This is a genomic window from Silvimonas sp. JCM 19000 (assembly GCF_054652575.1).
In genome coordinates this window covers 76,473-97,276 of record NZ_BAAIHC010000017.1, presented here as the reverse complement: position 1 = coordinate 97,276, position 20,804 = coordinate 76,473, and the positions used below count along the sequence as shown (strand labels likewise).

Annotated in this window: 24 protein-coding genes and 1 tRNA gene; 12 read left to right on the top strand and 13 right to left on the bottom strand. The window is 60.4% G+C overall.

The window, feature by feature from the left end; genetic code table 11:
- Positions 1-60: 60 nt before the first annotated feature.
- Positions 61-879 carry a hypothetical protein gene (locus ACYQ1A_RS15285; RefSeq protein WP_499363322.1) on the top strand — a complete coding sequence of 273 codons (819 nt, stop codon included), beginning with the start codon at positions 61-63 and terminating at the stop codon, positions 877-879.
- 152 nt (positions 880-1,031) lie between these two features.
- On the opposite strand, the gene ACYQ1A_RS15280 is transcribed toward ACYQ1A_RS15285, so the two are convergent.
- From ACYQ1A_RS15280 to ACYQ1A_RS15250, 7 genes are all read right to left on the bottom strand, one after another.
- Positions 1,032-2,399, bottom strand: coding sequence for a sigma-54-dependent transcriptional regulator (locus ACYQ1A_RS15280; protein WP_499363321.1), 1,368 nt, complete (start codon positions 2,397-2,399; stop codon positions 1,032-1,034).
- Positions 2,374-3,960 carry a sensor histidine kinase gene (locus tag ACYQ1A_RS15275; RefSeq protein ID WP_499363320.1) on the bottom strand — a complete coding sequence of 529 codons (1,587 nt, stop codon included), beginning with the start codon at positions 3,958-3,960 and terminating at the stop codon, positions 2,374-2,376. Before ACYQ1A_RS15275 ends, ACYQ1A_RS15280 begins: the two co-directional genes overlap by 26 nt.
- Positions 3,961-4,067: 107 nt before the next feature.
- On the bottom strand, positions 4,068-4,565 hold the full coding sequence (locus ACYQ1A_RS15270; RefSeq protein ID WP_053939766.1) for an RNA pyrophosphohydrolase: 498 nt from the start codon (positions 4,563-4,565) through the stop codon (positions 4,068-4,070).
- 197 nt (positions 4,566-4,762) lie between these two features.
- Complete coding sequence (locus ACYQ1A_RS15265) at positions 4,763-5,548, bottom strand: fused MFS/spermidine synthase (protein WP_499363318.1); 786 nt, start codon at positions 5,546-5,548, stop codon at positions 4,763-4,765.
- The gene (ttcA, locus tag ACYQ1A_RS15260; protein WP_499363316.1) at positions 5,548-6,498 is read right to left on the bottom strand and encodes a tRNA 2-thiocytidine(32) synthetase TtcA; all 951 of its coding nucleotides are present in this window, start codon (positions 6,496-6,498) and stop codon (positions 5,548-5,550) included. Before ttcA ends, ACYQ1A_RS15265 begins: the two co-directional genes overlap by 1 nt.
- 131 nt (positions 6,499-6,629) lie before the next feature.
- Positions 6,630-7,154, bottom strand: coding sequence for a superoxide dismutase [Cu-Zn] SodC (sodC, locus tag ACYQ1A_RS15255; RefSeq protein ID WP_499363314.1), 525 nt, complete (start codon positions 7,152-7,154; stop codon positions 6,630-6,632).
- Between the two features lie 75 nt (positions 7,155-7,229).
- A complete protein-coding gene (locus ACYQ1A_RS15250) occupies positions 7,230-8,009 on the bottom strand; it encodes a pteridine reductase (RefSeq protein ID WP_499363312.1) in 780 nt (259 codons plus the stop codon).
- A 46-nt stretch (positions 8,010-8,055) separates the two neighbouring features.
- Here ACYQ1A_RS15250 and ACYQ1A_RS15245 point away from each other — a divergent pair, with 46 nt between their 5' ends.
- Positions 8,056-9,225 carry a class I SAM-dependent methyltransferase gene (locus tag ACYQ1A_RS15245; protein ID WP_499363310.1) on the top strand — a complete coding sequence of 390 codons (1,170 nt, stop codon included), beginning with the start codon at positions 8,056-8,058 and terminating at the stop codon, positions 9,223-9,225.
- Positions 9,226-9,285: 60 nt separating this feature from the next.
- Positions 9,286-9,362, top strand: a tRNA-Met gene (locus ACYQ1A_RS15240).
- Between the two features lie 78 nt (positions 9,363-9,440).
- Here the strand turns inward: ACYQ1A_RS15240 and ACYQ1A_RS15235 are convergent.
- Both ACYQ1A_RS15235 and ACYQ1A_RS15230 read right to left on the bottom strand, forming a co-directional pair.
- Positions 9,441-9,908, bottom strand: coding sequence for a hypothetical protein (locus ACYQ1A_RS15235; RefSeq protein WP_499363308.1), 468 nt, complete (start codon positions 9,906-9,908; stop codon positions 9,441-9,443).
- A 149-nt stretch (positions 9,909-10,057) separates the two neighbouring features.
- A complete protein-coding gene (locus ACYQ1A_RS15230; RefSeq protein WP_499363306.1) occupies positions 10,058-10,468 on the bottom strand; it encodes a hypothetical protein in 411 nt (136 codons plus the stop codon).
- 195 nt (positions 10,469-10,663) lie between these two features.
- Between ACYQ1A_RS15230 and kdoO the strand changes: the two genes are divergently transcribed.
- The 9 genes from kdoO to lnt all read left to right on the top strand — a co-directional run bounded on the left by kdoO (position 10,664) and on the right by lnt (position 18,510).
- Positions 10,664-11,533, top strand: a complete 870-nt coding sequence (gene kdoO / locus ACYQ1A_RS15225; protein ID WP_499363304.1) for a Kdo hydroxylase KdoO — start codon at positions 10,664-10,666, stop codon at positions 11,531-11,533.
- Positions 11,534-11,676: 143 nt separating this feature from the next.
- On the top strand, positions 11,677-12,009 hold the full coding sequence (locus ACYQ1A_RS15220; protein ID WP_062221827.1) for a hypothetical protein: 333 nt from the start codon (positions 11,677-11,679) through the stop codon (positions 12,007-12,009).
- A gap of 5 nt (positions 12,010-12,014) precedes the next feature.
- Positions 12,015-13,379 carry a tRNA (N6-isopentenyl adenosine(37)-C2)-methylthiotransferase MiaB gene (gene miaB, locus ACYQ1A_RS15215; protein ID WP_499363302.1) on the top strand — a complete coding sequence of 455 codons (1,365 nt, stop codon included), beginning with the start codon at positions 12,015-12,017 and terminating at the stop codon, positions 13,377-13,379.
- Between the two features lie 8 nt (positions 13,380-13,387).
- Positions 13,388-13,867, top strand: coding sequence for a NanQ anomerase/TabA/YiaL family protein (locus ACYQ1A_RS15210; protein WP_499363300.1), 480 nt, complete (start codon positions 13,388-13,390; stop codon positions 13,865-13,867).
- A 23-nt stretch (positions 13,868-13,890) separates the two neighbouring features.
- The gene (locus tag ACYQ1A_RS15205; protein ID WP_062221831.1) at positions 13,891-14,544 is read left to right on the top strand and encodes a UPF0149 family protein; all 654 of its coding nucleotides are present in this window, start codon (positions 13,891-13,893) and stop codon (positions 14,542-14,544) included.
- A 46-nt stretch (positions 14,545-14,590) separates the two neighbouring features.
- Positions 14,591-15,625, top strand: coding sequence for a PhoH family protein (locus tag ACYQ1A_RS15200; protein ID WP_499363298.1), 1,035 nt, complete (start codon positions 14,591-14,593; stop codon positions 15,623-15,625).
- Entirely contained in the window at positions 15,622-16,104 is a 483-nt protein-coding gene (ybeY, locus tag ACYQ1A_RS15195) for an rRNA maturation RNase YbeY (protein WP_062221833.1), read from the top strand. Before ACYQ1A_RS15200 ends, ybeY begins: the two co-directional genes overlap by 4 nt.
- Positions 16,105-16,109: 5 nt before the next feature.
- Positions 16,110-16,976: a CorC family transporter gene (locus ACYQ1A_RS15190; protein ID WP_499363296.1), complete on the top strand. Its 867-nt coding sequence runs from the start codon at positions 16,110-16,112 to the stop codon at positions 16,974-16,976.
- Between the two features lie 58 nt (positions 16,977-17,034).
- Positions 17,035-18,510, top strand: a complete 1,476-nt coding sequence (gene lnt / locus ACYQ1A_RS15185; protein WP_499363294.1) for an apolipoprotein N-acyltransferase — start codon at positions 17,035-17,037, stop codon at positions 18,508-18,510.
- Here lnt and ACYQ1A_RS15180 read toward each other — a convergent pair.
- The 4 genes from ACYQ1A_RS15180 to ACYQ1A_RS15165 are packed head-to-tail and all read right to left on the bottom strand — an operon-like array spanning position 18,454 to position 20,423.
- A complete protein-coding gene (locus ACYQ1A_RS15180) occupies positions 18,454-19,032 on the bottom strand; it encodes an RDD family protein (protein ID WP_499363292.1) in 579 nt (192 codons plus the stop codon). The two genes, lnt and ACYQ1A_RS15180, sit on opposite strands and share 57 nt — an antisense overlap.
- A complete protein-coding gene (locus tag ACYQ1A_RS15175) occupies positions 19,029-19,358 on the bottom strand; it encodes a DUF3106 domain-containing protein (RefSeq protein WP_499363291.1) in 330 nt (109 codons plus the stop codon). Before ACYQ1A_RS15175 ends, ACYQ1A_RS15180 begins: the two co-directional genes overlap by 4 nt.
- Before the next feature lie 29 nt (positions 19,359-19,387).
- Positions 19,388-19,786: a DUF3619 family protein gene (locus ACYQ1A_RS15170; protein ID WP_499363289.1), complete on the bottom strand. Its 399-nt coding sequence runs from the start codon at positions 19,784-19,786 to the stop codon at positions 19,388-19,390.
- A 1-nt stretch (position 19,787) separates the two neighbouring features.
- Positions 19,788-20,423 (bottom strand): RNA polymerase sigma factor, encoded by a 636-nt coding sequence (locus ACYQ1A_RS15165; protein ID WP_499363287.1) that lies wholly within the window; start codon positions 20,421-20,423, stop codon positions 19,788-19,790.
- Between the last annotated feature and the right edge of the window lie 381 nt (positions 20,424-20,804).

Here is a 20,804-nt window from a genome sequence, read left to right as displayed (position 1 = left end):
GCATTGTAACAAATAACAACCTCCATTCGCCGCCGTATTGGCGTAAATGGCAATTGAAAAATGGTAAAAATTCCTTTTCACCTATTGAATGTCTTTGGCGAACGTCGTATGGGCGGTTGCCCCATCGTCGTGTGCGAAGTGCCGCGCTTGCCTGATGCGGCGGTCAGCCAACGCCTGGCGTACCAGTTCAGTGCGCCCGAAACCGTGTTCCTGGAAACCCGCACGCAAGCATGGTCGGCATGGACGCCGCAAATGCCGCTGCCCTATTCCGCCATGGGCGCATTGGGTGCTTCGAGCATTGCGGCGGCCACCTCGATCGGCGCGCCCACCATTGGTTATCGGCGCGACGATTTGTGGTGGGTGCATGCGCCCGCCGCGCATGCCCGCACGGTGCAGATAGATCCGCTGGCCTTTGCCGCTGCGCTGGGCCTGAACCCGGCCGACCTGGGCGGCCCGCTGCTATGGATAGATAGTGATTTCACGCAGTTGGTGGTGCCGCTACGCGCGCGCCAACATGTATTGCAAGTGGCGCCACGGCTGGATTTGCTGATGACGGCGCTGGGGCATCCGCATCATCTGCTGCAAGTGGCCTTGTGGAGCAATGATGGCGAGGTGCTGACGTTGCGCGCGTTTACCGCCGACCCGTTCCATCTGCAGGAAGACTTTGGCGCGGGCTGTGCGGCTGCGGCAATTGGTCACTGGTTTATCGCAAATGGCAATGTGCCGCCGTTCAACTTCCGCATCGAGCAAGGCCATACGATTCATCGGCGCGTGTCGCCGTTGTCGGTGCTGCATCTGGATGTGGATGCGCAACGGCGTATCGCCGTCGGCGGCCGCGTGTGGCGGCTGGGCGGGGGTGAGATTGAGATGGAGATGTAAATCTGCGGGGATGCGGCCACGGCTTGGCCCGCCGCCTCATCCAGCGCGGCTGAATGCGGATGAAGCGTGGGGCCCCTCCCCCTGCGTTGAACCAGCGGCTGAGTCCTGAGCAGATGGCTTTGGCTGGTGGGTCTTGACCCACCCTATGGGTGTTAGATACCCAACCGTTCCATGCGGTAGCGCAACGAGCGGAATGTCACGCCCAGCAGCTTTGCCGCCTGGGTGCGGTTGCCACCGGTTTTTTCCAGTCCTTCCAGAATGGCCGCGCGTTCAACCCGATCCAGATAATCCTGCAGCGAATCGCCGCTATCCGGCCCGCCTTCCTCGCGCCCCGCTTCGCTAGCCGGGCTGATTTGCAGGTCGTCGGCGCTGATCACCTGGCCATCGCACAGCGCCAGCGCCCGTTCCAGCATGTTTTCCAGTTCGCGCACATTGCCCGGAAACGCATAGTGCCGCAGCGCTGCCAGCGCCTCCGGCCCCAGCACCGGCGTGGTCGGCATGCCGTTTTGCTGCGACAGCCGCACCAGCACATGCTGCGCGATCGCCTCGACATCGGCGCCCATTTCGCGCAGCGGCGGCATATGCAGTTCGATCACATTCAGGCGGTAATACAAATCCTGGCGAAACCGGGCGTTCTCAACGCAACGCGCCAGGTTTTGATGCGTGGCCGAGATGATGCGTACATCGACCGCTTCTTCTTGCGTGGCACCCACTTTACGTACTTTGCGTTCCTGAATGGCGCGCAGCAGTTTGACCTGCATCAGCAATGGCAAATCAGCCACTTCATCCAGAAACAAGGTGCCGCCGTGGGCCGCCTGAAAGAAGCCTTCGCGATCGGCATCGGCGCCGGTAAACGCGCCTTTGCGATAGCCAAAGAATTCGCTTTCCATCAAATGTTCGGGAATAGCGCCGCAGTTGACCGCCACAAAGGGCTTGTCGGCGCGGCTGGAGCGCGCGTGGATCATGCGTGCCGCGCGTTCTTTGCCGGAACCGGATTCCCCACTGACATAAACCGGCGCCTGGCTGCGCGACAGCTTGTCGATCAGCTCCAGCACCTGTTTCATCGCGGGCGATTCGCCCAACAACATGCGGTTGCTGACTTCGCCCGCCGTGCCCGGCGCATGGTGTTCTTCGTCGTCATCCAGCCGTAGCGCCGATTTGATCAGTGTGCGCAATTGCTCCAGCGATACCGGCTTGGCCAGGTAATCAAACGCGCCCGCCTTGAGCGCGGCCACGGCGTTCTGCATGCTGCCATAGGCGGTGATGACGGCAATGGGTACGTCCAGCTTGCGTGCCTGGATGTGCTCGATAATTTCGAGGCCCTCACCGTCGCCCATGCGCATATCGGTCAGGCAAAAATCGTAGCGATGCCGGCCCAGCAAGGCGCGGGCTTCGGCCACGCTGCCGGCTTTATCCACCGACAGGCCCATCTTTAATAAAGTCAGTTCCAACAGTTCGGCCAGGTCTGCCTCGTCATCGACGACCAGCACGCGTTTATCTATTCTCGTTTTTCTGCTCATCACTGATCCCGAACGTAATGCAAAAGCTGGCACCTCCCTGGGCAGGGGCCAGATATTCCAGATGCGCCGCGTTGGCAGCGCAGATTTCGCGGGCGATATACAAGCCCAGGCCAGTGCCTTTGGTGTCGGTGGTAAAAAACGGCTCAAATAACTGCGTTTGCGCATCCGCCGGCACCGGCGGGCCGTCGTTGATCACATCCAGCCGCCAATGGCCGCGATGCGCCAACACCTTGAACAGCAGCGCGCCTTCGGCTTTGCTGCAATAGCGCCAGCCATTACGCGCCAGGTTCCACAATACCTGGTGCAAATGTCCCGGATCGAACCGTACCACCACGTCGGGCGGGCACGTGAGCAAAAGCGGCGGAACGATGTTTTCTACCTGACGAAACTCATCCAGAAACGTGTGCAACCAGTCGCCCAGTTCAATATCCTGGCGCACCACGCGGTCACGCCGGTTCAGTTCCAGCACATCGCGCACCATGCGTTCCAGTCGGTGGGTATTGTCGTCGATGATGCGCGTTAACCGTTGCATCAGGGGGTCTTCGGTGGCTTCTTCGCCCAACAGTTGCGCGGCGTGGGCAATCGCGCTGAGTGGATTGCGGATTTCATGCGCCAGGTTGGCCGTCAGCCGTCCCAGTGCGGCCAGCTTGAGTTGCTGCGACTCGCGGCGCAAACGGTCCATGTCCTCAAGATAGATCAGCACATCGGCTTCGGTCGTGTGCTCGGACATCGGCACCATGCGCGGGCGCAGCGTCTTGTGCGCATGGCCCGCCAGCAAGGCCGGCGCTTGCGTGCGGTCCAGCTGCCAGTCGCGCCAGATTACATCCAGCGATGGCACCGCCTGCACCAGGGGCTGGTTGATATTGAGCGGCAGGCCCAGCAGCTCGGTGGCGCGATGATTGAACTGGCGCACATGCCCGGCGGCATCGACCACCACCACGCCATCGGACACATCTTGCAAGATGCGTTGATTCACCTGCGCCAGGTTGGCCAGATCAACACCGCGTTGTGCCGCCAGCGCTTCGCTGGCCTCGGCGTAGTGCGACAAACGATAACCCAGCCACGCCACGGCAAAGCAGGCCATGCACAGCAATGCGGGCGTCAGGTTGTCGTCGGGGCTGACGCCTTCATAGGCCACACGCACCAGTTGCTCGGCCAGCAAGGCCAGACTGGCCATGGCAGCATGAAACAAGGTCATGCGGCCGCGCGAGATCAGCCCGGCCGCCGCCAGATACGGCAGCAGCAAAATGCCGATGCCGCTGCGCACACCGCCAAACAGATGCATGACGAACACCAGAAAAATGATGTCCGTCGCCACCTGGGCGCTAAGCTGGATTTCGAAGGCCGGGCGACGATGGCGAATGCTGAAGCTGAAGCCCAGCGCCAGCAGTACATCGATCCCACACGCCCAGAAGAACGGCTCACGCCCGCCCGAATCGGCCAGCACGCGCGGAAAAATCAGGCTGAGGCCCAAAAACAGCCCCAGCACGCTGAGCGCGCGAAACAGATTGAGCAGCGCCAGCGAGCGCCAGTGCATTTCGGATGTTGCGCGGTCTGTCATCGCCGGGCGGGGTCCTTGCAGCGGGTTAAAGAGCAAGCCTGGATAAAACAACGGCCGGAGCATACGCGCCGGCCGTTGCATCTTACCGAATCAAAAACAACTAAAGATCAGGAACCCCAGCGCCGCGTGGGCACGCTGTCCAGAAACCGCGACAACTCGGACAACGCGGCTTCATACACCCCACGCTTGAACTCGATGACGGCATCGAGTGGCGCCCAGTAATCATTCCAGCGCCATGCGTCGAATTCGGGGTGATTGGTCCGGCGCAAACAGACGTCGGAATCACGCCCTCTCAAACGCAGTAAAAACCAGATCTGCTTTTGTCCCTTATAAGTGCCGCGCCATTCGCGGCGTACCCAGTTGGTCGGCACATCATATTTCAACCACTCGCGCGTCCGGCCGACGATCTCGACTTGCTGAGACGACAGGCCGACTTCTTCCATCAGCTCGCGGAACATGGCCTGTTCCGGTGATTCACCCTGCTTGATACCGCCTTGCGGAAACTGCCATGAATGCTCGCGTACGCGTTTTCCCCAGAAAACCTGATTCCTGTGGTTGAGGATGATGATGCCGACGTTCGGACGATAACCGTCTCGGTCGAGCATTTGGTATTACCTTGTTAAGCTTTGATTACCCCGGATTTTTTCACATCCGGGCGTCATTGGAAACCACGCAATGCATAGTCCTGCGCAGGCGGTGGCGCCGACAGACTGGCGTAATCACAAATCCATGCCGTAAGCCATGCCCAAAGTGCGCTGCAGCCAGCAAACCGCCTGCTGCAGCGGCCTGCGCGCTCGCGTTGCTAGATAAAAAGCTTGCGATCGTTGTGGGTATTCAGCCGGGCCAGGTCGGATACGAACTCGCTGAATTCCAGCCCGTATTGCGCTTCCAGCTTGATGGCGCGCTCTGACAACGCCGCCCAGCTCGGATTATTGAAGCCGCGCTTGAAGCAAAAGGCCATGATGTTGCCCTTCTGCCGCGCTGGCAGCAGCAAGACGCGGCTATCAAATGCCTGCGCCAGCCGGTCGCGATACTGGCCAAAGCGCTTGTCCGAGCCCCACAGATTGACGGCCAGCACACCATCGGCGCGCAGCTTGTCGCGACAGGCGCTAAAGAAATCGACGGTGGCCAGCGGTTCTGCAATGCCGCCGGCCGAATAGGCATCCATGATGATCAGATCGCTGCTGGCGTCTGCCATCTGATACACCCAGGCCGAGCCATCGCCAACCTGCACGTCGAGGCGTTCGTCGTCGGGCGGCAAAAAGAACATCGAATGCGCCACCGCCACCACCTGTGCGTGCAGCTCGACCACAGTCAGACGCGTCTGCGGCATGTGGGCGTGAATCCACTTGGCAATCGAACCGCCGCCCAGGCCAATCAACAAAGCATCGCGCGGTGCCTCGGCCAGCAGCAAAAAGCCAAAGGCACAGCGCGTGTAGGCCAGCACCAGTTCCAGCGGGTCTGCCACTTTCATGGCGCTTTGCGTGTCATCGCCACCAAAGTGCAGTTTGCGGATGCCAAAGTTATCCGACACATCCACCTGCACTTCGGCCGCAGCCGCGCCATTACGTTTTGAGCGAAACAGCATCAGCCTTGGTCTCCGCAACCGCCGTCGTCAGCCGGGCGGCTGGCCAGGATCGAAATGCGGGACGGATCGTTAAAGCTTTCTTTATCGAATGCCTTGTCGCCATCGTCACGCGGCACGCCGTCGGCTTTGATGCCGGCAAAGTCATGCAGCTTGATATCAGCCAGATGCGACGGCACCACGTTTTGCAGCGCGCGCATCATCGATTCAACGCGGCCGGGAAAACGCTTGTCCCAGTCGCGGATCATGTCGCCCACCACCTGGCGCTGCAGATTGGGTTGGCTGCCGCACAAATTGCACGGAATGATGGGAAAGCCGCGCGCTTCCGAATATTTGACGATGTCTTTTTCGCGGCAATAGGCCAGCGGGCGGATCACCACATGGCGGCCGTCATCGCTGACCAGCTTGGGCGGCATGCTTTTAAGCTTGCCGCCGTAAAACATATTCAGAAACAGCGTTTCGAGAATGTCTTCGCGATGGTGGCCCAGCGCGATTTTGGTGGCGCCCACTTCATCGGCCACGCGGTACAGAATGCCGCGCCGCAGCCGCGAGCACAGACTACAGGTGGTTTTGCCCTCGGGCACCAGACGCTTGACGATGGAATAGGTGTCTTCTTCGATAATTCGATATTCCACGCCCAGCGCGCTCAGGTATTCCGGCAGCACGTGCTGCGGAAAACCCGGCTGCTTCTGGTCCAGGTTGACCGCAATGATGGAGAAATCAATCGGGGCCGAGCGCTGCAGATTAAGCAGGATGTCCAGCATGGTGTAGCTGTCTTTGCCGCCCGACAAACAGACCATGATGCGATCGCCCTGCTCGATCATGTTGAAATCATTGATCGCATCGCCCACGGCGTGGCGCAGGCTCTTGTTGAGCTTGTTCAGGTTGTACTGCTGCTTTTTGTCCGTCTGGCTGGCGACATCGGCCTCGGCGGGGGTATGGATTGCGTTCATGGCAAAAGCTCACGGGGCGCCAGGCGCCCCGTTGTAGATAGTTGAATTGGCGTGGATTTTAGCTGATTCGGCGCCCCGACGCGACTGCGTGCGCTGCCGTCACCCCAGCGGGATCACACCGCAAGGCCTGGTCAGATCACGCCGCAGGCGTAGCGCGCACCGCCGCCGCCCAGTGGCATCGGTTCGTCCGAGTGGTTATCACCCCCGGCATGCACCATCAGGGCGTGCCCCTTGATCTGGTCTATGCGCGTCAGGCGCGGAGCCAGCACCGGGTACATCGCCATGCCATCGGCGCCCACATACAAGGCGGGCAGGTCGCCCAGATGGCCATCGCCATACGGCCCTAGATGCTTGCCGGTCTTGTCCGGATCAAAGTGGCCACCGGCCTGGCCTGCGGGCGTGACCTTGCCGTCTTTGACGCTGGGATCGCAACTGCCTTTCTCATGCACATGAAACCCGTGTATGCCCGGTGGCAAGCCGGTCAGATGCGGCGTAAACACCAGGCCGTAGCGCGTTTCCTCGATATGCACGGTGCCCAGATTGGCACCCGCGCCGTCTTCTGTGGCCGCGCGTATGGGCACATCCAGCGTCGCCGCCAGGCTGATACTGGCCAGGCCCAATGCCGCTATCCCGCTCAAAACCTTGATCGTTTGCATGACTTGCTCCGGTTGAGTGTTGCTCAGGTCTAACCCCAGAACTGGACACCGCGCAGGCGGCGTTAGTTCTTAACCTTAGAGCACCACGCTACGGCCGCCATCCACCGGCAGAATGACGCCGGTCACGTAACTGGCTTCGAGCAAATAATGGATAGCCTGTGCCAGATCTTCCGGATTGCCGGTGCGCGCCAGTGGAATGCTGGCTTCGATGCGCTGACGTTCCGCCGCATCAAACACGCCGCCATCGCCTTCTGGCCACAGATTGGTGCCGGGGGCGACGGCATTGACCCGTATCGCCGGGGCCAGCTCGCGCGCCAACGACCGCGTCATCGCCACCAGGCCGGCTTTGGCCACCGTATAGAACGTATGTAAGGGATACGGCCGTTCCACGTGGATGTCGACGATGCTGATGATGGCGCCGTGGCTGGCACGCAAGGCGGGCGCTGCGGCCTGGGCAAGGAACAAGGGCGCCTTGAGATTGGAGCCGAGCAAATCGTCCCACGCGGCCTCGGTAAACTCGCCCAAGGGGGTGGGAAAGAACGAGGAGGCGTTGTTGACCAGTGCATCGAGCCGCCCGAATTGCTGGATTACCGCATCCACCAACTGTGGCAATGCCGGAATCGCCAGCAAATCCTGCTGCAAAGCGCAGGCCGAATCGGGCCGTATGGCATTCAGTTGTGCGACCAGCGCCAAGGCATCGGCGCCTGAACTGCGGTAATGCAAAGCAACGCGCCAACCGCGCGCATGCAGAAAACGCGCCACACCCGCGCCAACACGACGGGCGCCGCCCGTAATCAGAACCACGCGCGCGGGCTGCGGCGCGTCGCCAGAACCATACATCTGCGCCTGCGTCATTTAGAATCGAGCCTTCCCTTCGTTTTTTGCGGATTTTCCCGCCGACATGACCGCCCCGCAACTGCCCACGCCTTCCGCCGACGCTTTGTTGATCAGCCACACGCTGGTCGACCGCATCCGGCAACGTCTTGACGCCAGCAATGGCTGGATTTCGTTCACCGACTATATGCAGCAGGCATTGTACGCGCCCGGTCTGGGCTACTACGCGGGCGGCGCCACCAAGTTCGGCGATGCCGGTGACTTTACCACCGCGCCCGAGATGTCCCCGCTGTTTGGCGCCTGCGTGGCCGGCACTGCCGCGCATGCCTTGCGCCATATCGCTCAGGGCCGCGTGATGGAGTTTGGCGCAGGCACCGGCGTGCTGGCCGCGGAAATCCTGACCGAACTGGAACGGCTGGACTGCCTGCCCACCAGCTACGACATCGTCGATCTGTCACCCGATCTTAAACAACGTCAGCTCACCACCTTGCAAACGCGCGTGCCGCATCTGCTCGACCGGGTGCGCTGGCTGGATGCGCTGCCCGAGCATTTTGACGGCTTTATCGTCGGCAACGAAGTCCTCGACGCCATGCCCTGCGCCCTGGTTTATCGCGACGAGAGCGGCCAGCTGTTTGAACGCGGCGTGGTCTGGCGCGAGCAAGGCCTGGCCTATGAAGATCAGCCCTTGCAATCCGGCCAGCTGTTCGACCTGGCCAGCGCGCTGGATCTGCCGTGCGATTACCTGACCGAAATCCAGCCACAGATGCACGCTTTTGTCCGCAGCGTGGCGCAAAGTCTGCGCCAGGGCGCTTTGCTGCTGATCGATTACGGCTTTGCCGCGCGCGAGTACTACCATCCGCAACGCAATCAGGGCACCTTGATGGCGCACTATCGCCATCACAGCCTGATCGACCCGTTTTATTTGCCCGGCCTGTGCGACATCACCTGTCACGTGGATTTCTCCGCCGTTTATAGCCATGCCGAAGCCAGCGGCCTGCAACTGGAGGGCTATATTCCGCAAGCGCAATACCTGCTCAACACCGGCTTGACGCAAAAACTGGAAGCACTGGGCATCGACAACACCCGCCAATATGTCAGCGCTGCCGCCAGCGTGCACAAACTGACCAGTCCGGCCGAAATGGGCGAACTGTTCAAAGCCATTGCGTTCTCGCGCGGGCTGAATCTGGACACGCTGCTGCATGGCTTTGAGGACGGCGATGATTCGTGGAAACTGTAAATAATCCACGCCGAAGGCTTGACAACCCGGTCGTCTCACGCCAGAATCGCCGACTCTTATGGCTATGTAGCTCAGTCGGTTAGAGCACAGCACTCATAATGCTGGGGTCACAGGTTCGAGTCCCGTCATAGCCACCAGATAATCTTTGTTGCGTCAGCAACAAAGTACAGAAACCCCCGTCAAGCGATGCTTGCGGGGGTTTTTTGTTTGGCGGCTTATTGCAGCGTCATGACTTTCGACAGTTCTTGCATATCCACGTAATTGGCAAACTCCCTGACTTCCATCATCACCGCCGGGTTACTCATCAGCTCCGTCATGGCCACGCGCCCCATCGATGAAAACGCCTCAGTGACGGCGCCCTGGCCGTCTTGTGCAACCGCTGCGCGCACCTGGTTCGGACAATCCTTGCTGAGTAAGCGCGTCATTAACGCAGCAGTCTGGCGCGATGCGTCTTCGCGGATTTGGGGAGTGACGGTCGAGAGCGCGGCCATTTCGGGATGCGCCGCCATACTGATGAAAATCCAGCGGGCCATCAGCTTGCGGTCTTTGCCGTTGGTGCTATCCGCCAGGCAACCGGCCAGCGTAGTGGTGGCCGGACCTGCCACGGCATGCGGTGCCAGCAGCGCAGACAGCAGCAAGGCGGTGACTGCTTGTATGAATTTGTTTTTGAGAACAGCGCGCATCAGATTGCTCATGAAGTGAAAGGCCAGCGGGCACCGTAGCGACCACACTGGCGCATTTCAAGTTCGTTGGCATCTGTGCTGCTCGGGCCTACAAACAAAGCCTGCAAATGCGTAAAAACTGTGGGGTTTACGCAAATCCGGGGCGGCGTTCAGTCACCCGTCATCCGGCTATGGCCACGCGGGGCGGGGCGGCTGCCATCCATGATGTCCAGCACGCCGGTCATGGCGCGGGTGCTCTCTCTGCGTTGCGTCAGTACGCGATCGCGGCGTAGATGGCGAATTTGCAGTACCACCGCGGCAAAGGCCAGCACCCCCACCAGGCTGTGCGCCACGCTCAAGCGCCATTCACCGGCAAACATCGCTGCGAATGCCGCCAGCAAGGCAACCGTGAGGATGGCGCCGATGGCGTTCCAGGCATGCGGCACCACTTTGGCGGTGGCGCTGGCATAGTCGGCTTCAAGCCGGGCTTTGGGTTGGGCGGTGGCGCGGGGGTCGAGCGCGTTGGCGCGACCAGCGCGTTGGTGCGCGGGCGTATGCAGGTGGTCGATATGGGTGGCCATGATGTTGCATCCCGGAAATGGATGCCCCAATTGTGCTGGCGCCGGCCGCCGCGCGTTGCCAGCGCAGTGATCAAGCGCGTGTAGGTCTGCGTGCCATTCGCAAGCCGGTTTGGCAAAACGCACATGGGCAGAGGCTTACAGCGCCACGTGGCTGGGGCTAGAATCCGGTATTAGGATTTTTCTTACGACGCAACCATGCCCAGCCAGATTATTACCGTGACCGACTACGGTTCCTCCTTTGCGCCCGCCCGCGATCAATTAGTGGCGGCGGCGGAATCGGGTCAGGTTTTGTATTTTCCGAAGCTGGGCTTTAGCTTGCAGCCTGATGAGCTGCGTTTGCTTGATCCCGCCATTGCCGACCCCAAGCGCAAGAACATCAGCCTGGATCCGGCTGGCGGCAAATTGCATGGCGTGCTCAATCCCGCCGATGAGTCTGCCGTGCGCGGGCTGGTCGAACGTTATCAACACGCGGCCAACGATCTGGTCTCGCGTCTGTTCCCCGAGTACCTGGGCCAGTTACGTGCGGCCCCCACCAGCTTGCGTTTGCATCAGGTCGAAAACCGGCAAACCTCGTGGCGCAAGGATGACAGCCGTTTGCATGTCGATGCGTTTCCGTCGCGGCCCAACTATGGCGAACGCATTCTGCGTGTGTTCACCAATATCAATCCGCATGGTGCGCCGCGGGTCTGGCGCGTGGGCGAGCCGTTTGAAGATATGGCGCGCAAATTATTGCCGCGCGTGCCGCGTCAGTGGCCGGGCTCAGCGGCCGTGCTGGCGGCGCTCAAGATTACCAAGCGCCCGCGCAGCGCCTACGATCACATCATGCTCAATCTGCATGACGCGATGAAAGCCGATATGGAATATCAGCGCAGCAGCCCGCAAGAAACCATGCCGTTTCCGCCCGGCTGTGGCTGGATCTGCTTCTCGGACCACGCCTCGCATGCGGTGATGTCGGGTCAGTTCATGATGGAACAGACCTGGTTTTTGCCGGTCAACGCCATGGTTGAGCCCAGCCGCGCGCCTTTGGGCGTGCTGCAAAAACTGACCGGCCGCGCCCTGGTTTAAGCGCCAGCGGTTGCTTTGGCCGCGACCGCCCCCACTTAGGCAGACACAGCAAATTTCTGACGCGTAGCCTGGCCGGGCCGACGCGCGAAAAGGCAAGCTGGCTTATTGTGATAAAATCACCTGTTTTTCAACGGGATAACGGTATGCGCAAGCCCCTCGCTTTACTGCTGTTGTTGTCTACCCTGCTGCTGTCGAGCTTCAGTTTTGCCGCACGTGTGTTGCCCGCCAACGGCAAGCTTGGCGTGCTCGACCATTACCAACTGAACGCCGTTTCCATCGACGGCAGCGCGCAGCCCGTGGCCGCCGCCATCCGCGTATATGGCACCAACAACCTGCTGCTGGCCCCGCAGCAAGTGCCGGACAACAGCAATATCTGGTACACCACCGAAGCCAACGGCAACGTATGGAAAATCTGGTTGCTCAGCGACGACGAGCTCGCGCTGATCAAGCAGCAACTCAAGAATCAACAGAACTGATCAGCATGAGCAAAAAAGTATTTATCAAGACCTTCGGTTGCCAGATGAACGAGTACGACTCGGACAAAATGGCCGATCTGCTTGGCGCCACCGAAGGCATGACCAAGACCGACAACGTGGAAGAAGCGGACGTCATCCTCTTCAACACCTGTTCGGTGCGCGAAAAAGCGCAGGAAAAGGTATTCAGCGATCTGGGCCGCATCAAGCATCTGAAGGCGCAGAACCCTGGCCTGGTGATCGGCGTGGGCGGCTGCGTGGCCAGCCAGGAAGGCGCCGAGATCGTCAAGCGCGCGCCTTATGTCGACGTGGTGTTTGGCCCGCAAACGTTGCATCGCTTGCCCGCGCTGATTGAAGAGCGTCGCGCCAGTGGCCGCAGCCAGGTGGATATTTCTTTCCCCGAAATCGAAAAATTCGACCATCTGCCGCCCGCCCGGGTTGAAGGCGCGACCGCGTTTGTGTCGATCATGGAAGGCTGTTCCAAGTTTTGCTCGTTCTGCATCGTGCCGTACACGCGCGGCCAGGAAGTGAGCCGTCCGTTTGAAGACGTGCTGGCCGAAGTGGCTGGCCTGGCGCAGCAAGGCGTTAAAGAAGTGACGCTGCTGGGCCAGAACGTCAACGCCTATCGCGGCAAGATCCTCGATGGCGCGGAAGAAGGCGAAGAGCCGGAAATCGCCGATTTCGCCACGTTGCTGGAATATGTGCACGAAGTGCCGGGCATTGAACGCATTCGCTACACCACCAGCCACCCGCGTGAAATGACGGCGCGCATTGTCGAGTGCTATCGCAAGCTGCCCAAGCTGGTCAGCCATCTGCATCTACCGGTGCAAGCGGGTTCGGATCGCGTGCTGGTGAACATGAAGCGCGGCTATACCACGCTGGAATACAAATCGCTGGTGCGCAAACTGAAAGAAGCGCGTCCGGATATCTGCCTGAGCTCGGACTTTATCGTCGGCTTTCCCGGCGAAACCGAAGACGACTTCGAACGCACCATGAAGCTGATCGACGATGTCGGGTTTGATGCCAGCTTCAGCTTTATCTACAGCCGTCGCCCCGGTACCCCTGCGGCAGACCTGGCCGATGATGTGCCGGATGACGTCAAGTCCAAACGCCTGATGCGCCTGCAAGCGCGCATCCAGCAACTGGCCGACGATGTGAACCGCAATATGCTGAACACCGTGCAACGTGTGCTGGTGGAAGGCGTATCAAAGAAAGACAGCAATCAGCTGGCTGGCCGCACCGACAACAACCGCATCGTCAACTTTGACGGTTCGCCGCGCCTGATCAATACCTTTGTTAATGTGCGCGTTACCGACGCCCTGCCGCATAGTTTGCGCGGAGAGATTGTCACACGCGAAACCGTCGCCATCTGATAACGCTCATGATCCTCAGCACAATCGATCACTGGTCAAACACGCAGGCGGCCTTTCCGGCGCCGGTGAATACCGCCTTGTCGATGCTGCGCGAGCGCGATCTGCTGGCCTTGCCCGCAGGGCGTTATGCGCTGGGCGATGATCCGCGCATGTTCTTTCTGATCCAGACCGCCACCACCGAGCCGCTGCACAAGCAGCGGGCCGAAGCGCATACCCGGCATGTGGACATCCAGTGGTTGCTGGCTGGGGCCGAGCGTTATGGCGTTGCGCAGAAAGACGCGAGCACGCAGATCGAAGAGGATCTGAGCGAGAAGTACGACGTGGCGTTTTATGCCGCCCCGGCGCGTGAAACGCAGATCGATTTTTACCCCGGTTCGTTTGGTGTGTTTTTCCCGAGCGACATCCACCGCGCCACCGGCCAGGTTGATCAGCCAGTGGCGATCCACAAGGTGGTGGTCAAACTTCATCGCAGTCTGTTTGGGCTGTAACCCCTCATTACCAAGGAATTGCCATGCCCTCGCCAAGAGACAGCGAATTACTCGCACAAATGACTGAAGCCGATCTGGACGAACTGTCGACTTTTCTGGAGTCAGACCTGGCGCCGATCCAGTCGATGGATCTGTCGATGCTGCACGGCTTTCTGACCGCGCAACTGGTCGGCCCTACCGAACTACCGCCCGAGCGCTGGTTTGGCCTGGTCTGGGGCGAACACGGTGAGCAGCCAAAATGGAAAAGCGCGCATCAGCGCGAAAAGATCGAAGGCCTGATCCTGCGTCTGTACAACCAGTTGGTGGACGAGCTTAATCAAGACCCGCCCAGCTTTACCCCGATGGTGTACGTGGACCAGGAACGTCAGCTCGATATCGTGCAGCAATGGTGCTACGGCTTTATGCTCGGCACCTCGCTCAACGCCGAAGGCTGGCAGCCGCTGCTGGACGACGAAGACAACAGCAACCTGATCGCGCCGATCCTGGATTGCGCCGATGAAGAAGCGCGCGATGCCGCTGAAGCCGAAGGCGAAGATCTGGCCCAGTTTGAGCACAACATCGCCCAGGCGCTGCCCGAAGTGATTCCGGCCATCCGCGAATACTGGCAGCAGCACGGCGATGACGACGGCCTGCCCGAGCCGACCAAGCGTCCCGGCCGCGCGCAACGTCGTCACTGATCCGCCTTATTAATACGCAAGTCTTGATTACGGAAACCAGCGCCTCTTGAATACCCAAACCGTCTCGTTTACGCCGGTAGACAATCGCCGGCTGTCCAACCTGTGTGGCGTGCTCGATGAGAACATCAAGCAGATCGAAAACGCGCTTGATGTGACCATCGCGCGCCGCCAGGAACACTTTAAAGTCAGCGGCCCCGGCAAAAAAGTGGAGCTGGCCGTCACCGCGCTGGAACACTTCTACAACGAAGCCGACAAGGAACTTGGCCTCGATGATGTGCAACTGGGCATTATCGAGCTGACCAATCCGTCGACTGAAGGCGGCGTAGAAGAAGGCACGCCGATCCTGCGTACCCGGCGCAATGATCTGCGCGGCCGTACGCCGCGGCAGACGCTGTATATCAAGGCTATCCAGGAACACGACATCACCTTTGGTATCGGCCCGGCCGGTACCGGCAAAACCTATCTGGCCGTGGCCAGTGCGGTGGATGCGCTGGAGCGTGATCTGGTCAAACGCCTGGTGCTGGTGCGCCCGGCGGTTGAAGCCGGCGAAAAGCTGGGCTTTCTGCCGGGCGATCTGATCCAGAAAGTCGACCCGTATCTGCGCCCGCTGTACGACGCGCTGTATGACCTGATGGGCTTTGACAAGGTCACCAAGATGTTTGAGCGCGGCGTAATCGAAATCGCCCCGCTGGCGTTTATGCGCGGCCGTACGCTGAACCACAGCTTTGTGATTCTGGATGAAGCCCAGAACAGCTCGCCGGAACAGATGAAGATGTTTCTGACGCGGATCGGCTTTGGCTCCAAGGCCGTCATCACCGGCGACCCGACGCAGGTGGATTTGCCCAAGAACCAGAAATCCGGCCTGGTCGATGCGCAAGAAGTACTGCAAGACGTGCGTGGCATTGCGCTGCATTACTTTAATAGCGAAGACGTGGTGCGCCATCCGCTGGTGCAGAAAATCGTCGACGCGTATGACCGCGCCGGCAAGCAGCGCGACGCCGAAGCGGCCCAACGCAAAGCCGAACGCGAAGCCCAGCGCCGCGCCGAACAAGCCACCCATCAAGACGATCACCCGAAATGAGCAAGAAACTGAAACTGGCGCTGCAGTTGGCCACCACGGCCACTGACGCGCCGGGCAAAGCGCAGATCAAAACCTGGGCCGAAGCCGCATTGCGGCCCAGCGTCAAGCAAGCCGAAGTCACCGTGCGCATTGTGGATGCCGAAGAAGGCCACGCGCTTAATCGCGAATATCGCGGTAAGGATTACGCCACCAACGTGCTGACGTTTACCTTTGACGAAGACGGCGACATGCCCGAGATTGCCGGCTTGCCGTTGATGGGCGATCTGGTTTTGTGCGCGCCCGTGGTCGCCCAAGAGGCCGCCGAGCAAGGCAAACCGCTGCTTGCGCACTACTGTCATCTGGTCGTGCATGGCATGTTGCATCTGCAAGGTTATGACCATCTGGAAGACCAGGAAGCCGAAGAGATGGAAGCCCTGGAGACGCAAATCGTCATTTCTTTGGGTTATGATGACCCGTATCTGACTGATCCGGAGCTGTAAGCCCTATGGACGACGACGCGCAGCCGTCCCCTGCCCCGAAGGCCTCCTGGCTGGAGCGCCTGACCCACTTTCTGTTACGCGAGCCGGAAAACCGCGGCGAGCTGGTCGATATTCTCCACTCTGCTTTTGAGCGCCATCTGCTGGATGCCGATGCACTGGCCATGATCGAAGGCGTGCTCAACGTCGGTGACATGCAAGTGCGCGACGTCATGGTGCCGCGCAGCCAGATGGACGTGATCGACATTTCCACCCCGCCCGACGAATTCGTACCCTTTGTTATCGAAGCCGCGCACTCGCGCTTTCCGGTCATTGATGGCAGCAAAGACGATGTGCTGGGCATCTTGCTGGCCAAGGATTTGCTGCGGTATTACGCGCTGGAAGAAGAATTTGATGTGCGCGACATGCTGCGCCCGGCCGTGTTTATCCCCGAATCCAAACGCCTGAACGTCTTGCTGAAGGACTTCCGCAACAATCGCAACCATATGGCGATTGTGGTGGATGAATACGGCGGCGTGGCCGGGCTGGTCACCATCGAAGACGTGATGGAACAGATCGTCGGCGATATCGAAGACGAATACGACTACGACGAATCGGAAGACAACGTGGTGCTGGATCGGCGTGGCCATTGGCGCGTCAAAGGCGGCACCGAGATTGGCGACCTGAACGAAGCCATCGGCGCCAGCTTTAATGACGAAGAATTCGATACCGTCGCCGGCCTGGTCACCAACAAGTTTGGCCACGTGCCCAAGCGTGGCGAAGCCATTGCCTTTGATGGCTATCGCTTTCAGATCGTGCGCGCCGATAGCCGTCGCGTGCACAGCGTGCTGATCGAAAAAATCCCGCAATTTACTCCCACCGTGGGCGACGACTGACCGCCCCGATGGCTTGATGCCCCCGCCCTGCTGCGGGGGCCGCCTTCACAAGATCTTTATGCGCCTCTCCCTCCGCCCGTTTGTATTGCCCGCCGCGCTGGCCGCCGTGGGTGCCTTGTCCGTGCTGTCGTTTGCGCCGATTAATGCGTTTCCCTTGATGTGGCTGGCGCTGGCCGCGCTGAGCTGGAGCATCGGCCAGGCGGGCAGCGCCAAACGCGCATTGGCCTTGGGTTATGCATGGGGCCTCGGTTTTTTCTGCGCCAATATCTACTGGATTTACATCAGCCTGCACACGTTTGGCGGCATGCCTGCGTTGATGGCGGCAGGCTGTGTGTTTTTGCTGTCGATGTATATGGCGCTGTTCCCCGCGCTGGCCACCTGGGCGGCGCGGCGCTGGATTGGCCATCGCGTCTGGCGCATGACGCTGGGCTTGCCGGCACTGTTTACGCTGACTGAATGGCTGCGCGGCTGGCTGTTTACCGGTTTTCCGTGGGCCAACGTCGGCAACTCGCAAGTGCCGATGACCCCGCTGGTGGGCTATTTGCCGGTGGTGGGCGTATACGGCGCGGGGGGCTTGTTGCTGCTGTCGCTCGGCGCCTTGATGGCGATGCGCGGTTGGGAACGCTGGGCCACCGGCCTGGGCGTGTGGGCCTTGGGCGGCCTGCTGATGCTGATGCAATGGACCTACCCGGTCGGCGATCCGGTCAGCGTCAGCCTGGCGCAGGGCAATATCCCGCAGGATGAGAAATGGGCCGAGGCGCACTATCTCGACAATCTGCGCACCTATCTCAATCTGACCGCGCAAGCACAGGGCGATATCGTCATCCTGCCCGAGACCGCCATTCCATCGTTTATGAGCGATACGCCGACGTGGTACCTCGAGCGGCTGGTGAAAGTGGTGCAGCCGCGCACGCTGGTGACGGGCGTACCGCTATCGGGCCCGCATGCCGAGGAGTACTACAACTCGGTGACGGTGCTGACCAACCCGAAACTGCCGATGTACAGCAAGCGCCATCTGGTGCCGTTTGGCGAATTTGTGCCGCTGCCGTGGTTGTTTGGCTGGATGTATCACTATCTGAATATGCCGCTGTCCGGCTTTACCTCGGGCGCAGCAGAACAAGCGCCGTTTGTGATCGGCAAGCACACGCGGCTGGCGCCGGATGTGTGTTACGAGGATGCGTTTGGTCGCGAAATCATCAAGGCATTGCCCGACGCCACCCTGCTGGTCAACGTGTCGAATCTGGCGTGGTTTGATGGCTCATGGGCGGCCTGGCAGCAAACGCAGATGTCGCAAGCGCGCGCCATCGAAACGGGTCGCTACATGCTGCGCGCCACCAATACCGGCGTGACGGCAATCATTGATGAGCGCGGCCATGTGCTAAGCCAGTTGCCGCAAAACAGCCGCGGCGTGCTGGAGGGCAAAGCGCAGAACTTTGCCGGCACCACGCCCTACGTGGTGTGGGGCGACTGGATGACTTTAAGCCTCAGCGGGCTGTTGCTGCTGTGCGCGTGGTTGTTTGGGCGCAAACAATAAGCGGGTGCCAGCCAGTCGGTCGTGCAGAAACTGGCGGTCCCGATCCAGATAGGCCCACACAAACGGCAGAATGCACCAGGCCAGCGACAAGCGCGCCCACGGTATCCACGCTGCGTTGTGCCAGGCGCCAAACGTCAGCGGCAGCACCGGACCAAAGCACAGCAGCGCCACGCCAAAGCGGATCAGGATGGCGCGGCGACCGGGCGAGTTGCCGGTCGCGCTGTCGACAATGCGGATACGCCAGGCTTTCATGGCCAACGTCTGCCCGCCGCGCTGCCAGCACAGGCCAAAATAGGCCAGCATGCTGGCCAGCAAGGCCACAAACAATCCCCACGATGCCGGTCGGCTTTGCGAGAGCTGGTCCACCGGCAATTGCGTCAGCAAGGCAAACAGGCCCTGGTAAATCAGCGCCACAATCAACAACACCGGAATCAACAGCAGGATTTCATACCACCAGGCAAAAAAACGCCGCCACCAGCCCGCGCGAACCGGCGCGGAAGTTTGCTGCAACGAACTGGTCAACGTGTTTTCCCCTGATGGCCTTTGACTTGTTGCACCACGCGCGCCCGGGCCTCGGGCGACATGGCTTTAAAGCGCTTGTAGTTTTCCCGCGCGCGTTCGCGTTCTTCGTGCGTCATCGACGCCCAGCGCCCGATGCGCTCACGCACCCGCGCTTGTTCTTCTGCATTCAGTTGGGGGTAGCGCTGCGCGATATGCAGCAACATCTCTTGCGAATCGTCCGGCAGCTGATCCCACTGCGTGCCGACGGGCGCCAGCAACTGTTTTTGTGCGGGAGTCAACGATTGCCAGTCCGAAGGCTCGGCCCACGCCGCTGCCGGCAAAGCCAATGCCAGCAACAAGGAGAGGCGAGCGAAATTTAATCGCGCAGGGTATCTGGGGCGGTTTGCCATTGTTCGAAACGGACGTCAGTAAAGGTATCCAGCGGGGCTTCATCCGCCAGCAGTTGCACATCGAGTGCATGATCGGGAGTTGCGGTTTGCAGATGCCACCAACCGCCCACAGTCAGCGCCACGGCAAACGCCACACCCGCGCTCCAGGCGGCCGGATGTGCATGCCAGCGGTCAGACATCCAGCCCGACAAACCCGCAACGCGATTGACCAGCACCGGACGACGTTGACGTGCGGCCGCATGCGCCACCGCCGCCTGGCGGGCTTGCGCCAGCCGCGTTTGCGCGTGGGCGGACAGCGGGCTGTTATCCAGCACCGACGCCACTTTTCGACCGAATTCGTGTTCTGTTCCAGACGGACGTTCCATCTCAGGTCCCTCCCCGTATGCCTGACCAAACGATACCTTGCTGCTTGAGCCGTTGCGCCAGCGCGTGTGTCGCGCGGGAACAATGCGTCTTGACGCTGCCTTCCGAACAGCCCATTGCGGCTGCGGTTTCGGCAACGTCGAGTTCTTCCCAATAACGCAGCATGAAGGCCTCACGTTGACGGGCTGGCAGTTGTGCCACGGCGTCTTCGATGGCGGCCATGGTGCGAGCCTGTTCGTGCTCGTCTTGCGGGCTGGGCGCCTGTTCCTGGTTGGGCAGCCATTCCAGCGGATCACCGGCGTCGCCGTCGTCATCCTTGCTCTCAAACGCCGAAAACAGCGTTACCCAGAAACCACGCACCTTTTGCCGACGGAAATGATCCCGGATGGCGTTTTGCAAGATGCGCTGAAACAGCATCGGCCATTCTTCGGGCGGCTTGTGTGCATAGCGCTCGGCCAGTCGCATCATGGCGTCCTGCACGATATCGAGCGCGGCGTCTTCGTCCTGAACGGCATAGTACGCCTGCTTGAATGCGCGGCGTTCTACCTCGGCCAGAAATGCCGCGAGCTTGTCCGTCCCTTTCAGAATACGTCTCCGTGGCGCGTCAACCCGAACCCTGGCGACATCGGCACCAGGCACTCAGTAAATTGAAACAGGCGCGAATGGTAACAAACGGCCCAGGCCGTGTCCTTTGTTTATTCCGGGGCTCCGGCAGACGGCGGCTGCCGCCGATGACCGCCCTGCGCTGGTGCGCGATACACACGCAAAATTGAAAAGCTTGCCACATCTGGTGCGTTTTGGTAGCGTCTGGGGTTCTACACCCAGTCTTTTAAAGCGTTCGGGCCTACTCAGCCCGCCCGCGCCGAACGGCAACCGCCAGCGCACTTTTTATCTGGTCGTCACTTTTGCGGGCCACAAGCCTTGCATGTAGGGTTGCAAAACGGTTACTCCGTGGTTTTCGAAGTCGCAATTCGCCGCTGATACGCACACTGGCACACCCGCCCGTTTGCACGTCTGCAT